Annotated in this window: 14 protein-coding genes and 2 pseudogenes; 11 read left to right on the top strand and 5 right to left on the bottom strand. The window is 64.6% G+C overall.

From position 1 onward, the window contains the following. Positions 1–12: 12 nt before the first annotated feature. The 3 genes from ACRXBZ_RS02715 to ACRXBZ_RS02705 all read right to left on the bottom strand — a co-directional run bounded on the left by ACRXBZ_RS02715 (position 13) and on the right by ACRXBZ_RS02705 (position 1,724). The gene (locus ACRXBZ_RS02715) at positions 13–729 is read right to left on the bottom strand and encodes an ABC transporter ATP-binding protein (RefSeq protein ID WP_168589293.1); all 717 of its coding nucleotides are present in this window, start codon (positions 727–729) and stop codon (positions 13–15) included. Then, positions 726–1,568 carry an ABC transporter permease subunit gene (locus ACRXBZ_RS02710; protein ID WP_433877616.1) on the bottom strand — a complete coding sequence of 281 codons (843 nt, stop codon included), beginning with the start codon at positions 1,566–1,568 and terminating at the stop codon, positions 726–728. Before ACRXBZ_RS02710 ends, ACRXBZ_RS02715 begins: the two co-directional genes overlap by 4 nt. Before the next feature lie 75 nt (positions 1,569–1,643). Beyond that, complete coding sequence (locus ACRXBZ_RS02705; RefSeq protein WP_433883785.1) at positions 1,644–1,724, bottom strand: putative leader peptide; 81 nt, start codon at positions 1,722–1,724, stop codon at positions 1,644–1,646. Positions 1,725–1,824: 100 nt separating this feature from the next. Here ACRXBZ_RS02705 and ACRXBZ_RS02700 point away from each other — a divergent pair, with 100 nt between their 5' ends. The 5 genes and pseudogenes from ACRXBZ_RS02700 to ACRXBZ_RS02680 form a co-directional block, all read left to right on the top strand. Continuing rightward, entirely contained in the window at positions 1,825–2,475 is a 651-nt protein-coding gene (locus ACRXBZ_RS02700; RefSeq protein WP_433877615.1) for a GntR family transcriptional regulator, read from the top strand. Positions 2,476–2,563: 88 nt separating this feature from the next. Next, positions 2,564–2,839 carry a zinc-binding dehydrogenase gene (locus ACRXBZ_RS02695; RefSeq protein ID WP_433877614.1) on the top strand — a complete coding sequence of 92 codons (276 nt, stop codon included), beginning with the start codon at positions 2,564–2,566 and terminating at the stop codon, positions 2,837–2,839. Between the two features lie 26 nt (positions 2,840–2,865). Continuing rightward, positions 2,866–3,036: a hypothetical protein gene (locus tag ACRXBZ_RS02690; RefSeq protein ID WP_433877613.1), complete on the top strand. Its 171-nt coding sequence runs from the start codon at positions 2,866–2,868 to the stop codon at positions 3,034–3,036. A 128-nt stretch (positions 3,037–3,164) separates the two neighbouring features. Then, positions 3,165–3,353 (top strand): annotated as a pseudogene (locus ACRXBZ_RS02685) (SDR family NAD(P)-dependent oxidoreductase); the annotation flags it as partial. Positions 3,354–3,750: 397 nt separating this feature from the next. Then, a pseudogene (locus ACRXBZ_RS02680) lies at positions 3,751–3,974 on the top strand (transposase); the annotation flags it as partial. Between the two features lie 56 nt (positions 3,975–4,030). Here the strand turns inward: ACRXBZ_RS02680 and ACRXBZ_RS02675 are convergent. Then, positions 4,031–5,179, bottom strand: coding sequence for an ABC transporter ATP-binding protein (locus ACRXBZ_RS02675; protein WP_433877612.1), 1,149 nt, complete (start codon positions 5,177–5,179; stop codon positions 4,031–4,033). Continuing rightward, complete coding sequence (locus ACRXBZ_RS02670; protein WP_433877611.1) at positions 5,176–6,939, bottom strand: ABC transporter permease subunit; 1,764 nt, start codon at positions 6,937–6,939, stop codon at positions 5,176–5,178. The genes ACRXBZ_RS02675 and ACRXBZ_RS02670 overlap by 4 nt, the downstream gene beginning before the upstream one ends. Positions 6,940–7,040: 101 nt before the next feature. On the opposite strand from ACRXBZ_RS02670, the gene ACRXBZ_RS02665 reads away from it, so the two are divergent. From ACRXBZ_RS02665 to ACRXBZ_RS02640, 6 genes are all read left to right on the top strand, one after another. Then, the gene (locus ACRXBZ_RS02665; protein WP_433877610.1) at positions 7,041–8,180 is read left to right on the top strand and encodes an extracellular solute-binding protein; all 1,140 of its coding nucleotides are present in this window, start codon (positions 7,041–7,043) and stop codon (positions 8,178–8,180) included. 47 nt (positions 8,181–8,227) lie between these two features. Further along, a complete protein-coding gene (locus ACRXBZ_RS02660) occupies positions 8,228–9,574 on the top strand; it encodes a flavin monoamine oxidase family protein (RefSeq protein ID WP_433877609.1) in 1,347 nt (448 codons plus the stop codon). A 184-nt stretch (positions 9,575–9,758) separates the two neighbouring features. Then, entirely contained in the window at positions 9,759–10,493 is a 735-nt protein-coding gene (locus ACRXBZ_RS02655; protein WP_433883784.1) for a FadR/GntR family transcriptional regulator, read from the top strand. Next, positions 10,490–11,233, top strand: a complete 744-nt coding sequence (locus ACRXBZ_RS02650; protein ID WP_433877608.1) for a cache domain-containing protein — start codon at positions 10,490–10,492, stop codon at positions 11,231–11,233. The genes ACRXBZ_RS02655 and ACRXBZ_RS02650 overlap by 4 nt, the downstream gene beginning before the upstream one ends. Positions 11,234–11,475: 242 nt before the next feature. After that, a complete protein-coding gene (locus tag ACRXBZ_RS02645; protein ID WP_433877607.1) occupies positions 11,476–12,657 on the top strand; it encodes an NAD(P)/FAD-dependent oxidoreductase in 1,182 nt (393 codons plus the stop codon). Continuing rightward, positions 12,654–14,180 (top strand): aldehyde dehydrogenase family protein, encoded by a 1,527-nt coding sequence (locus tag ACRXBZ_RS02640; RefSeq protein WP_433877606.1) that lies wholly within the window; start codon positions 12,654–12,656, stop codon positions 14,178–14,180. Before ACRXBZ_RS02645 ends, ACRXBZ_RS02640 begins: the two co-directional genes overlap by 4 nt. Position 14,181: the final 1 nt, after the last annotated feature.

Raw genomic sequence — 14,181 nt, 5'->3', positions numbered from 1 at the left:
GGAAGGGAAAAGTCAGGCGGTAGTGACGGTTTCCTGCGCGAGTAGCTCGTCAAGCAGTTCGGCGCGCCACCGCGCGAGGCGTTCGTCATCGCGCCGCCGTGGGCGCGGCAGGTCGACGGCCAGGTCGCGGACGATTCGGCCGCCGGCGAGTACGAGAACGCGGTCGGACAATGCGAGCGCCTCGTCCACGTCGTGCGTCACCAGCAGGACGGTGCTGCCGCGTTCCTGCCACAGCCCTTCGAGCAGGAGCTGCATGCGGACACGGGTGAGCGCGTCGAGCGCACCGAAGGGCTCGTCGAGCAGCAGCAGATCCGGCCGGTGGGCCAGCGCGCGGGCGAGCGCGACGCGCTGCCGCTGACCACCCGAAAGGTCCGAGGGCCAGGCGCGCTCCCGCCCGGCGAGCCCGACCGCGTTCAGCAGTTCACTCACGTCGGCTGCGCGCGGGAGACCTAGCCGTACGTTGGCCTCGACCCGCTGCCACGGCAGCAACCGGTCCTCCTGGAACATCGTTCGCACTCGCGGCTCGCCGCCCTCGGGCCGGCTGAGACCGATCTCGCCGTCGTCGGTCCGTTCCAGCCCGGCGACCAGGCGGAGCAAAGTGGACTTTCCAGTTCCGCTCGCCCCGATCAGCGACACGAAGGAGCCTGCCGCGACGTCGAGGTCGAGACTGGCAAGCACGGGATGGTCGTAGGTCTTTGTCAGGCCACGTAGGCACACCGTCGTCGTCATGCGGAAGCTCCTCGCCGGAAATGGGGATGCCAGCGCAACGTGACCCGTTCGACGCCGCGGATCAGCGCGTCGGCAAGGAAGCCGGCGATCGCGTACAGCAGCACCGCCAATACGATCTGGTCAGTACGCAGCAGTTCGCGTGCGTTCTGCGCGAGGAAGCCGATCCCATCCCGCGAGGCGATCGTCTCCCCCACCACGAGCGTCAGCCACGCCACGCCGAGTGCGTAGCGGATTCCGGTCAGGATGGACGGCAGCGCGCCGGGCACTACCACCTGGCGGATCACGCCGAGCGGGCCGAGGCCGTAGGAGCGGCCGAGTTCGACGAGTTTCGGCTCTACACCACGGATCCCGTTGACCGTGTTCAGGTAGACCGGGAACAGGGTGCCGAGCGCGACCAGCAAGACTTTGGGCAGCTCGCCGATGCCGAACCAGGCGATCATCAGCGGCACCAGCGCCAGGTGCGGGATCGTGCGCACCATCTGCAACGAGCGGTCGAACAACCCCTCGGCGAGCCGCGACATGCCGACCGCGAACCCCAGCAGCAGCCCGGTCGCCGCGCCGATGCCGAAGCCGATCGAGATGCGCCGCAAGGAAGTCAGGATGTGCCGCTGCAGTTCGCCGGTGCCTTCCAGGTAGCGACCGGTGTCGAGCACCTCGCTGATCGGCGGGAGTACCTCCTCGGGAATCAGCCCCGTGGACGAGCCCGTCTGCCACACGACGAGTAGGACGACAGGCACCACCCACGGCAGCCCGGCGCGCCAGACGCGACCGGGCCGCGCGCGGCGCGCGGGGGCTGAGGGAGTGGAAACAGAATCGACCGTGAGCACGGGTTCGGACATCGCGCAGCCTTCGGTGAGGGTGAACCGAAAAGGAGACCGGAAAGCGGCGAATGCGCACGCGGGCGCGACCGCGGTTCAGCGACAGAACGCGCCAGCGGTACGCACCAGGTCGATGTGCCGGCGGCTGGTCAGCAGCAGTCCGGCGATGGGGTTCATGGCGCATACCCTCGCCGATCTGTGAACGACGTGTCAATGCGATCGGCGACACATGAATACACCTGACGACAGTCGTCCACACGTCGGACAGAATGAGCACATGGCGAATTCCGTGACCGTGCCGGCCGGTGACACGACGGCTTATCTGCAGATCCGTGGCCGGATCCTGGACGGCGAGCTCATCGCGGGCAGCACTGTCACGGCCAGCGGGCTTGCGTGCGAGCTGCAGGTGTCGCGGTCACCGGTGCGGGAGGCACTGAGCCGTCTCGAACTCGAAGGACTCGTCGAGCGCACCGCGACGGGCTACCGCGTCCCGCTGCGTTCGGCCGAGGAGATCCTGGAGATCTGCGATGCCCGCATCGCCCTTGACGCCGCGTCCGCGCAGGCGGCGGCGCAGCACGTCTCGGAACTGGACCTCGCGCGGCTGGAGCATCTCCTCGAACAGGCGGCGGGCGCGGAGGACATCGCCACCCGGCTGCGCCTTGATCACGAGTTCCACCTCGCGCTGCGGGCGGCCGGCCGCAACAAGACGATCAGCCGCCTGCTCGACGGTCTGGAGGCCCGGCTCGCCGCCCACGACTCTCGGTCCACGTCCGCGCCGGACAACCTGGAGCGGATCCTCGACGAGCACCGCGAGATCTTCGACGCGGTCCGCGACCGGGACGCAGAGAAGGCACGCGCGGCTATGACGGCGCATCAGGGGAGGGCGCGCGACCTGCGCATCGCGACCCTCGTCCGCCACGGCAGCTGAGCCGCGGCCAGCTGCGCGCAACGGTAGGCATCACTGTTGTTGGGTGGCGTCGCGATCCGCTTTCCGCGCAGGTCGGCGACCGCCCGGTATGGACTGTTTTCCCGCACCAGTCTCGGGTTTCGGTGAGCCCAAACTGTTCGGAGCTACGGGACATCGTCTCGGAGCGCGGCGCCGAGGCGGGGAACGAGTTCGGGGCCTGACCGGTGGGCGAGGAGCGCTCTGCGTCGTGGAATGCGTCGGAACCCGATCCTCCCTCGACACCGCACTGGCCGTGGTTCGCGATGGCGGATCGATCGCGATGGTCGGCGGTCCCCACGGCCCGGTCGACGACATTTCCCCATCTTCCGCCGCAACCTCACCCTGACCGGCGGGCTGACACCGGTCCGGGACGTGACACCGACGCTCCTCGACGACGTGATGCCCGGCGAGCTCGACCCGTCCCCGGTGTTCGGCATGACCGTCGATCTCGGCGGCATCCCCGCCGCATACCTGGCCATGTCCAACGCGCCGCGATCAAGGCACCGGTCCGCATCTGACCGCGGCGATTTCGCGCGAAATTGACAGACCGCACGCTGGAGAAGCGGCGATTTCGCGCGAAATCGCCCGGCTGCACGCTGGAGAAGCGGCGATTTCGCGCGAAATCGCCCGGCTGCACTCAGGTCTGAAATCGGAGGTAACGACGATGGCCGTTGAGTTCGGAACTTCTCGGCGCGGTGGCCGAGGAGCTGTCCGGCCGCACCGCTCACGTGCTGGCCTGCCAAGCTGACGTCACCGACCCTGATTCCCCTTCCCGGGCCGTAAGCCGAGCCGTGCACACCTTCGGCACGGTGGATGTCCTGGTCAACAACGCAGGTGTGGCCGGCCCGGTGGGGCCGCTCTGGGAAACGGACGTCGCTCCAGCAGGGCTCGGGCGCATCATCAACATCGTCAGGGCCGCGGGCAAGCACCGCTGGCCGTATGCCTCGGTGGGGTTGTCGTGCTTGCGAGTGGCGGATCTTCACCTGGTTGTATCGGAGCGAGGATTGCAGATCGTCGATGAGATGGTCGGCGGGTGGGAGCGTGAGGGTTGCGCGCTGGAGTGCCTTGGCTCGGTTGTGGAATCCGTTGTCGGTCAGCACCTGGCTGGGTGCGTCGGCGACGGTGTCGAGCGTCGCGTGTCCTTACCGATCGCGACGACTCCGGTCACGGGAAGGGTGCCAAGCGTCTCGATGAGAGCGTCCAGAATGGAGGGTCTGGACCCCAGTGCTTTGGGCAGGTTGGAACCCATTGCTCGCCAGGGCCCGCTACGCCGACCGCTCCTACGACTCCGAAAACCACCGGAACGAGTTGCGCGACAAGGGAATCGACCCGCAGATCGCCGAACGCGGACCGGGCACGGCTCCAGACTCGGCACGATCAGGTGGGTCATCGAACGAACAATAGCGTGGTACCACGGCATGCGACGCCTGCGCATCCGCTGGGAACGCCGCGACGACATCCACGAAGCCTTCCTGGGACTGGCCGTACACCCACTGGAATCGTGGTCAGCACCTGAGGCGCAGCCACTGTATGGCCATCAGCCAGCGAGCTCCAACGTCCTGCCTTCGCTGGGGGCGGTCACATCGGCCTCGACAACCCGCGCATCGGTTGCCCGCCAGCCGAAGGTCACCTCGTCGCCACTGCGGCGAGCTGGGGCGTCGCCGTACTCGAGAACCCGGACGGGGCCGATGTCCGACTCAACCACCACCTGTCGGCAGCTGCCGAGGAAATCCGAAGACATGACCCGTCCGGCGCCAATCGCCTGGACACCGGCGGGCGGTGACGACTCCCGCGCCCACACCGACACACGCTCCGGTCGTACCGCGACGACGGCTGGCCCCTTCGGCTGCTCGCTGTTGGCAATACTGGCCTCGAAGATGGCGCTGCTATCCGTATGGACCTTCACTCGCCCCGACGAGATCTCCTGCAGCGTCACTGGAACGAGGTTCACTTCGCCAACAAAGCCGGCTACGAAGGCATCACGTGGTTCGAGATAGATCTCCTCAGGAGTACCGACTTGTCGGACACTTCCCTGGTCCATTACGACAATGCGGTCAGACATGGTGAATGCCTCCTCCTGGTCGTGCGTAACGTAGATCGCGGTTATTCCCGTTTCACGTTGCACGGAGCGGATCTGACGTCCGAGTTGTTGGCGCAGTTTTCGGTCGAGTGCGCCGAGGGGCTCGTCGAGCAGCAATACTCTCGGTGTGGCCGCGATCGCGCGACCAACAGCGACGCGCTGCTGCTGACCGCCGCTGAGCTGCTCAGGCCGTCGCGATCTCAGGCTGGTGAGCTGCACCAGCTCCAGTATCTCTTCGACTCGAGCGGCAGTCTCCGCTTGGCCGGACTTTCGCATCTGAAGGGGAAAACGAATGTTCTCCTGTGCCGTCATGTGTGGGAAAAGCGCATAATTCTGGAACACCAGACTGATATCGCGACGCTGCGGCGGCCTACTGGTGATGTCCTCGCCATCCAGCAGGATCGACCCCTCAGTTGGCTCCACAAGACCAGCCAAGATATGCAATATCGAGCTCTTACCGGACCCGCTCGGGCCCAACAGCGTCAGAAACTCACCCGGACGCACGTCCAGCGACACGTCGTGCAGCGCCGTGACGCCGTCGTATTTGTGGTGGAGGGAACGGATTTCGATCGCGGCCGGCGCGATCGAAGCTGACAGGCCGGTCACGAGGATTCCTCCAGAGATGAGACAGGAGCAGCCGCCGAGTCGCCGCGCTTCCGCCCGCGGGAATTGAGCGCCAGCACGAGGGCCCCGGCCACCACTATGAATAGGATCAACATGCCGCCGATGGCGGCGATTACGGGCGTGGATCCACTCTTTACGAACGAGTAGAAGTTCACGGGGAGAGTCTTGTCGAAACTGGTCTGAAAGAGCGCGACCACGGCTTCATCCCACGAGTTGATGAAAGCGAGCAATGCCGCGCCGATGAGAGCGGGCACCAAGAGCGGCAAGGTGACCCGCCAAAGGCCACGCAACCGGCTCGCCCCCATCGTCCAGGCCGCCTTTTCGAGGTTTGGGTCGATGTTGGCGAGCGCCGCGGACGCGACCAAGTAGGTGTACGGCATCGCGAGCACCGTCTGGACCATGACCAGCCCCCACCAGGACCCGATCGCGCCGATCCGCGCCTGCACGTCGAAAGTTCCGATGGCGAGCAGGATCACCGGCGCCACGAGCGGCAGGCAGAGGAAGCTCACAAGAATCGACTGCAGCGTCGGCCGGCGGCGCAACGCGGCAATGGCACGTGCGGCCAGCACGGCGAGCGTAAGGCTCAGCGCGGCTACCGCCATGCTGACGGTAATGCTCTTGATGATCGACGACGTCCACTGCGTGTCCGTCAACGCGACGCGGTACCAGTCAAGCGTGAATCCCCGCGGCGGCCAGGTGATCGTGCGGTCGACTCCCCAGGACAAGGGAAACACCAGCAGAAGTGGCACAAGAAGCACGATAAGTACCAGACCGGCCATCACCCACAGGACGACCTTCGTCGGGCCGAAACGCATTGGCGCGGCGCGGGCCGCACCCTTCGTCCCGCCAAGTGCAACACCCGTACCGCCTGTGATACCCGAGAGTCGTCCGCCAACGGCGAAGCCTACGGCGGTTACCACCAGCAGCGCGATGCCCAACGCGCTTGCCGGACCCCACTGGTAGTTCTGAACCTGCTGAGCCATGTACGTGGACACCGTAACGTCCTTGGGGCCACCAAGGATGTCCGGCGTAAGGAAGAATCCACAAGCGAGGATGAACGTGACCAGCACCCCACCCACGACCGCGTTTCGGACCATCGGTAGATAAACCTTACGAAAGGCACTCCAGCTGCTTGCCCCAAGAGACTTCGCCGCCTGGACGAGGTTCGTGTCGACTCCGGACATCGCTGAGTAGAAGATGAGAATCATGTACGGCAGGAGATAGTTGACCATTCCTATCACCGTGCCGGTCGTGTTGAACAGCAACGACTGGCGGCCGATACCGAGTGCGTCCAGCACGCTGTTGACCAACCCGTCGGTGGACAGCAGCTCGAGCATGACGAACAGGCGTACGAGAATCGACACCCAGAACGGTAGAAGTACCAGCAACAGCAGCACGGTTGCCGTGACGCGCCGGAGTCGGGACATCAGGTACGCGGTCGGAAAGGCAAGTACAAAGGTTAAGAGTGTCGAGATTATCGAGACACGAACCGTGTTCGCGATGACGTCGCGTAACAGCGGGTCGCGGACAATGGACTGATAGTTAGACAGTGTGGCGCCACCGAGCGAGCTAGCACCGTCCGGGTTGAAGCTGCGCACAGCGATACTCGCGATGGGCCAAAAGAAGAAGACGCCATAGAGGACGGCGAGGATACCCAGCGGGACAGCGTTCCGCCATGCATGCGAGGTACGGTTTCTGCTCCGACTCGTCGCCTGCGCCCGGAGCTCCAACAGTTCTTCCACTGGTCAGGTCTTCCCTTCGGACGGCTGAGGTGCTAAAGATACAGCACTATTGGTTTTTGTCCAACAGTCCGTCCAACAGTCCTCTGCAAGGGATTCGGCCCATGACTCTCACCAGGTTGCGCCACCGCCGCCGCGCTGTTGCTGCCGCACTGACTGGGGTGATTTGCTCCACGCTTGCGGCGTGCGGAAACTCCGAGGCGCCGACGGCGTCCGGCGCCAACAGCTTTGACCCCGCGGTCTTTCCCCGCTCCACTTTTTCCGAGCTGAGCGGTACCTTGGCATGGTACGATTCCTCAGGCGGATTGACCACCGAAGCCAAGAACAACACGGTCTGGCAGAACTTTACAAGCTTGACCGGTGTGCCCGTCCAGGCGGAGTACAACAACGGTCAAACGACGAAACTCCGTGCCGCCGAACAGAACGGCAACGTTCCGTGGAGCCTGGTCGAGTTCGGCACGGGTGGCGACTTCTTCCAGGCCGAGAACGACGGCCTGCTGCAGAAGCTCGACACCACAAAGGTTCCGGTCGACAAGTTGCCTCCCTCCGCCGTCACGCCACACGGCATCCGCGTCGAGGAGAACGGCGCGGTACTCGTATGGAACAAGAACGCCCTCGGCGGCAAGACACCGACGTCTACGATGGACATCTTCGACACGGCCAATTACCCGGGCAAGCGCTGTCTCTACAAGCACCCGAAGAGTGCCGGTACGCTCGAGGTCGCGCTCCGGGCCGATGGTGTTCCCCCAGACAAGATCTATCCACTGGATGTACCGCGCGCTTTCAACAAGCTTGCAACCATCAAGGACCGAACCGTTTGGTGGAACTCGGGGTCAACCGTGATCCAGCTGCTCACCAACGGCGAGTGTTCCATGGGGCTGGTATGGAGCGGCCGGGTCTTCGACGCCATCGAGAACCAGAAACTGCCACTCGACTTTACCTGGAAGGGCGGCGTGACAACTGCCGCATACTGGGGAATCCCCAAGAACGCGCCGAATCCTGAGCTGGGTAACGCGGCGATAGCCATGTGGATCCTTGATCGCAAGGGACAGATCGGCTTCGTCAACCAGACGACCTACACCACACCGATCATCGGGCTGGGCCCCGAGTCCTACTCGCCGCAGGTCAGGCGGTATCTCGCCGCGGGTAGCAATGTCGAGGACACCGTCACCGAGGATTCCCAGTACTACGCCAAACACCTGCCGGAGCTCTCCGCCGCACTTGCGTCATTCCAGGCCAGGTGACAAACGAACCGGGTAGATAGGTCAACAGCTACGGAGGAATGAATTCCATGGTGCAGGTAGTTGATCAGCCCGCCGGCGCGTACGACGTAGCCGTGCTGGGCGGGGGCTTCGCGGGCATGGCGGCTTCGCGGACGTTGAGCCGCGCTGGCCACAGCGTGCTAATCGTGGAGGCGCGCGACCGGCTCGCTGGTCGAATGTGGACGGTTCCGGACTATTGGGAGGGGCACCAGGCGGAGCTGGGCGGCGCATTCATACTCGACCCCGAAAGCTACCCCCTGACGTGGAAGGAGGTGAACGATGCCGGTTTACCGCTCGCCTGGGGCTCTCCCCAGCCTACCGACCTCATCTGGATCACCAAGGGAGAACGACGCGTGGGCGCGCTGCCGGTGCCGTTCGACGAGCTGCCGTCGCTCGAGCGGCTTGTCTTGCATGTCAACGGATTGGCGGCACGCATCGACCCGAATCGCCCGATTGAAGAGCAGGATGTCGCGGAACTTGACGTTCCATGGCCGCGGCTTCTCGAGTCCCTGAAGCTCGAGCCGCACACCATCGACCTCTGGCGGGAACACGTTGCCGGCGTGTCCGGCGATCCGTGGGAAGTGCCGTCGGCGTTGCCCCTGCTGCACAGCGTCGCCAGGGCCGGCTCGCTCATGGCGGCCTTGTTCGTCTCCGCGCCGGTCCAGACACCGATGGCCCGGACTCTCGGTCCGCAGCTCGCCCGGGGCACTGTGTCTCTGCTCGAGGCGATGGCGGGCGGTTCATCGGCGGACGTGCTGCTCGAGACGGTGGTCACCAGTGTGCGGGATTCTGGCGACCGGGTGAACGTCGCGACCTCCCGCGGCGACATCAACGTGCGCGGCGTGGTCTGCGCCCTTCCGATCGGTGTACTGCCATCGGTGACTTTCGAACCGAGTCTCTCGGACGACCTTCGACCACTCGCCGAACAAGGCGTAACCGGTCGCGGAGCAAAGGTCACCGCTTTCGTGTCACACTGTCCCCGTCCGTTCCTCGCGCGTGGATTCACCTCGGCTGATGGATTCTCGCACGCATCGACGACCTGGCACGAGGACGACCGCGCCGCCGTCGTCGCGTTCACCGCAGGGCCGGGCCCACTCGATGTCAGCGACATGGCCGCCGTGCAACGCGAGCTGCGTGAATATTCACCAGGCATCGTGGTCGAATCGGTGGCGACCCATGATTGGCATGGCGATCCGTTCTCCCGCGGCACGTGGTCATATCTGCGCCCAGGACAAACCACCGTCCGCGCGGCGGCCCGCCAGCGGCGAGGCCGGATCGTCTTCGCCGGGTCCGACTTTGACCGACGTCAGGGACTTGAAGGCGCACTTTGGACGGCGCAGCTCGCGAGCGAGGAGATGCGCGCGGTATTGGCCTAGGTGCACGCCCAATCGTCAGCCCTCCGTCAGTCTCTCCGCGAGTCACACTCGTGGCGAGACTGGCGGAAGCCGTCGACAGAATGTGGTAGCTTCACAATACATCCGGTAGCCGAAGGGCTGTAACAACGCTCAGGAGCGCGCGATCACGGTTCCTCAAGATCTGTTGTTGACTCTGACCAGGAAAGTGCTGTTCGCACCACTGGAGTCATCAGGGCGGACCGAGGCGGTTCTCGATCGAGTGCGCACAGCTATCGCGCTCGGGGTACTCGGCGAAGGCGAACAGCTCCCGCCCGAGGCGGAGTTAGCGGCACAGTTCAATGTTTCACCCGTGACCCTCCGCGAAGCACTTGGTGCGTTGCGGTCCGAGGGGATCGTCGAGACCCGGCGCGGCCGCGCGGGCGGTACCTTCGTATTGCGTGCCGACCGGCTGCATCTGGAGCATGCGCGCACTCGACTCGCGGCGTTGTCGCCGGTGGATCTGCGCGACCTCGCCGACTGGCGTATCGCGATCTCGGCGTACGCGGCAGAGCTCGCCGCTGAACGTGCCTCCGACCAGAACGTAGCAATGTTGATGACGACCGCCCACCAGGCGGCTGACGCGTCGGACGAGGTGTCCGCGCGACGTGCTGATTCGCGATTCCACATCGAGCTGGCAGCTGCGGCCCAGTCGGCTCGACTCAGCGGCGCGGCGATAAGCCTGCAGGTTGACTACGCCCCGCTGGTCACACTCGTCTACCAGGACTCGGCAGCCCGAGCCTCAGCGGCTGAGCTCTTCGGCAGCATCGCCGCATGTGTCCGTGACGGAAAGCCCGAACGCGCGCGAGTCTTGACGAAGCAAGTAGTGGTACTCACCAGGGACTCGCTCCTGGAGCTACGCGTCGATGTGATCAGAGGCCTTGGAGAGGAGTCCTCTTCATGAGCGATTCGATGAACGCGAGCCTGGGCGGCGCAGGCAGCCGGGTAGAGCAGCTGGTCAACACCGTGACCACACTCATTCATGGCATCTTCGACGACCTGTCGACGCTGGCCGTCACCGTTGAGAATGCCATGACCACGAGCCAGCCGGGACAGTACGCGGACATGGTGTGGGCCGCGCTGGAGACTCCCGGCAGAGCGATTCTCGACGGCAGGCGCAACGTGTCCGTGGCCGGCGTCGGCTTCGCGTCCGAGTATGGTCAGGTGCTGCCGTCGCAGCCGTGGATGGCATGGTGGGTTGAGCGCGACGGCACCGTCAAACAGAAGCACCACACCCTGAATCCGTCCTCCGACGCGTACTACGACTACCGGCACGCCGAATGGTTCGACAAACCTCGCCGAACGGATGAACGCTGCGTTTCCGGGCCATATATAGATTCCTGGGGCACCGATGATTTCACTATCACGGCAGCCATGCCGGTGCGAGTGCACGGATCCTTCGCCGGTGTCGTCGCAGCCGATCTTGCCGTGCGCCGGCTGGAGAGGGCGATCTCAGCGCAGCTGCGGGCAATCGACACTCCTGCGGTGCTAGTCAACGGTGAGGATCGGGTCGTCGCGTCGGGCATTCCCCATCTCTCCACAGGACTGCGAATGAATCCTCGGGTCGGCGGGGGCGAGCGTCAGCCCGAGCTGGCACGGTTCGCAACGGCCTACGGCTGGGCTGTCGTCCTATTGTCATCCTGATCAGTCGTCTGGCGCCATTGACACGTAAACGACAGCACTATATCTTTTAGCGTAAGTGGCGGGCCTACAGCCGTGAGGCGGGATCGCAGATCTTCCCGGGTCGGTCCGTCGCATCCGGCCAACCCGGCCTTGGTCGGGGTGGCGGTCGCTAAATTCGATTCTTGCCGGGCATTGGTGTGTCCTTTTCTGCCTGCATGCCTCGGCTGCCATGGAGGGTGCTTTACCTGTGAAAGAGACCGACCATGAGTGACGTACGGGTGGTGATCGTCGGCGGTGGGGTTATCGGCTTGTTCACCGCCGCCGAGCTGCTGCACCTCGGCGTACAGAACGTGACCGTGCTCGAGGAACGACATCCCGGAGCAGGCTCTTCGGGGCGTTCCGTTGGAATGGTCGAAACCCAGTACATAGAACGTTCCGCCATCGAGGTGCGGGCATTCGGCCTGGAAAGATTCGCTGCCCTGCACCGCGATCACGACCTGAGCATGGCGCGGATCGGATACCTGCGTTTGGCGCACGATCCAGCCGACCTCGTGCGCTTATCGGAAAGTGTTGCCATCCAAGCGGAACTGGGCATACGCGATTCGACGGTGCTAGCCCCTTCGGAGATCGCCAGCCGGTGGCCGCGCATTGCCGTGCACGATCGGGCCGGCGGCCTGTTCGGGCCGTCGGACGCGTACGTCGACGGATATGAGGTGTGCACGCTGCTTGTCCGGCTAGTCCAGGCCGCCGGTGGGCGCGTGGTGTCGGGCGCGGGCCTGCGCGACGTCGAGTCGGGTTTGGATGGCCGCGTCGCGGTGACCGCGAAAGGACGTTTCCAGGCCGACCTGATCGTCAACGCCGCCGGTGGCTGGGCAGGCAATGTTGGCACCCTTCTCGGTGCACCGGTGCCGATGAGGCCACAGTTACATGGTGCTGTCGCGATAGAACTGGACGAACCTTGGCGCCCACTGCTGCCATTCGTGATGGATTATGTCCCCGGCTCGCGGACTGACGGGATCTACTTCCGCTCCGAGCGACCGGATCAGTTGATCGCCGGCCTTCACACCGATGAGGCGATCCACGAGGCAGTCCCGCCAGACACACCACTTGGTCCGGTCTCGCACAGCGTCGTCGAACGCATTACGACTCTCATGGCTGCGCGGTTGACCGACTGCGACGGAATCACGGTCGGGCGCAGCTGGACCGGCGTCTACCCGATGACCGAGGACAACACGCCGATCGTCGGCTTCCACCCCGAAGCGAGCGACGTGATGTGCGCGTTGGGCGCCGGTGGTTCCGGCATTCAGCTGTCCCCCGCAATCGCTCGTGTCGCGGCCGAGACGATCGTTCACGGCCGTTCAACGGCCTTCTCCGCAGACCCTGGTTGGTCACCAGACCGGCTGCAGGTTCCTTCACCCCAGCATGATCAGGAGAACGACACATGACTGCCACCGTGAACTACTCATCCTCGTACCTCAACGAGGAACTCAACCGGGCATTCGAAGCCGCCCTGACTTCAGCTCGACATGGCGCGGTCCAGCCACTTCCGCATCTCGTGAACGGGGTCGCCAATGCCACCGGCACGGTTTTCGAGCGATGTGACCCGGCAATCCCGGACAACGTCGTTTCCGCCGCGCATACCGCGTCCAACGATGTCATCGACGCGGCCGTGGCCGCCGCGCGCTCGGCCGCGCGTGAGTGGCGTATCCGCGACTACCAGGACCGGATCGCGCTTCTTCGGTCCGCCAAGGCCGAATTCACCGACCGTTGCATCGAACTCGCTGGCATCATCTCTGCCGAGACGGGCAAGACGCGGCTCGAGTCCATCGCTGAAGCTCAGGAAGCTGTCGATCTCATCGAACATTACTGCGTACAACTGGAGAAGAACCAGGGCTTCGTCACCCCGATGGACTCTCAATCCGACGAAATCAATACCGACCTGCTACTACCCTACGGGGTTTTCGCCGTTCTCGCTCCGTTCAACTTCCCCGTGGCACTAGCCGTCAACATGACCACCGCGGCACTGGTCACCGGGAACACCGTGGTACTCAAACCGTCCGACAAAACGCCTCGCTCGACGTCGACCGCCGCTGACATCCTGGCAAGGAACCTTCCCGAGGGCGTGCTCAACCTCGTGCACGGCGGGATACCCGCTGGAGAGGCGCTGGTCGAGTCTGCGGTGGACGGAATCGCATTCACCGGCTCCGCGGAGGTCGGCTGGAACCTGGTACGGAAGCAAACCAAGCGTTCTTGGACGCGTCCTGTGCTCGCCGAGATGGGAGGTCAAAACCCAGCAATCGTCACCGCTTTCGCAGACCTGGACGCTGCTGCCGAAGGCATCGTCCGATCCGCGTTCGGACTGTCCGGGCAGAAATGCAGTGCATGCCGACGGGTTGTCGTTGACCGCAGTGTGCATGACCAACTGGTGAGCAAGCTGGTTGAGCGAACGGCTGCCTTGGTCATTGGAGATTCCGCGGACGCTAGGACGCACCTGGGACCCGTCATCGACGACGCGATCACGTCCCGGATCGATGACGCGCTCGTCACCGCCGCCCGCGACGGCAATGTCCGGACCGGGGGCCGCCTCACCGGCTACTTCTTCGCACCCGTCATCGTTACCGACCTGCCCCTGGGGCATCCGCTGACCCGGAACGAGCTGTTCGGTCCGTTTCTCACCGTCACCGCGGTCGATGGCTTGGATCAAGCCATCGAGGAGGCCAACGCCGTGGACTACGGACTGTCCGCCGGCATCTTCACGCAAGAGGCCGACGAACGGCAGCGCTTCTTGAACGAAATCGAGGCCGGCATCGTGTACGTCAATCGGCGAGAGGGCGCCACAACCGGGGCATGGCCGGGAATCCAGTCGTTCTGCGGTTGGAAGGCCAGCGGATCGGTGGGCAAGGGCGGACTCGGTCCGTGGTACCTGCCCGGCTTTTGCCGCGAGCAGAGCCGCACCGTCTGTGCATAGA

Source organism: Saccharopolyspora hattusasensis, from assembly GCF_050972075.1.
Lineage (GTDB): Bacteria > Actinomycetota > Actinomycetes > Mycobacteriales > Pseudonocardiaceae > Saccharopolyspora > Saccharopolyspora hattusasensis.
Note: the sequence above shows the minus strand (reverse complement) of the source record. Positions and strands in the feature narration are given on the sequence as shown.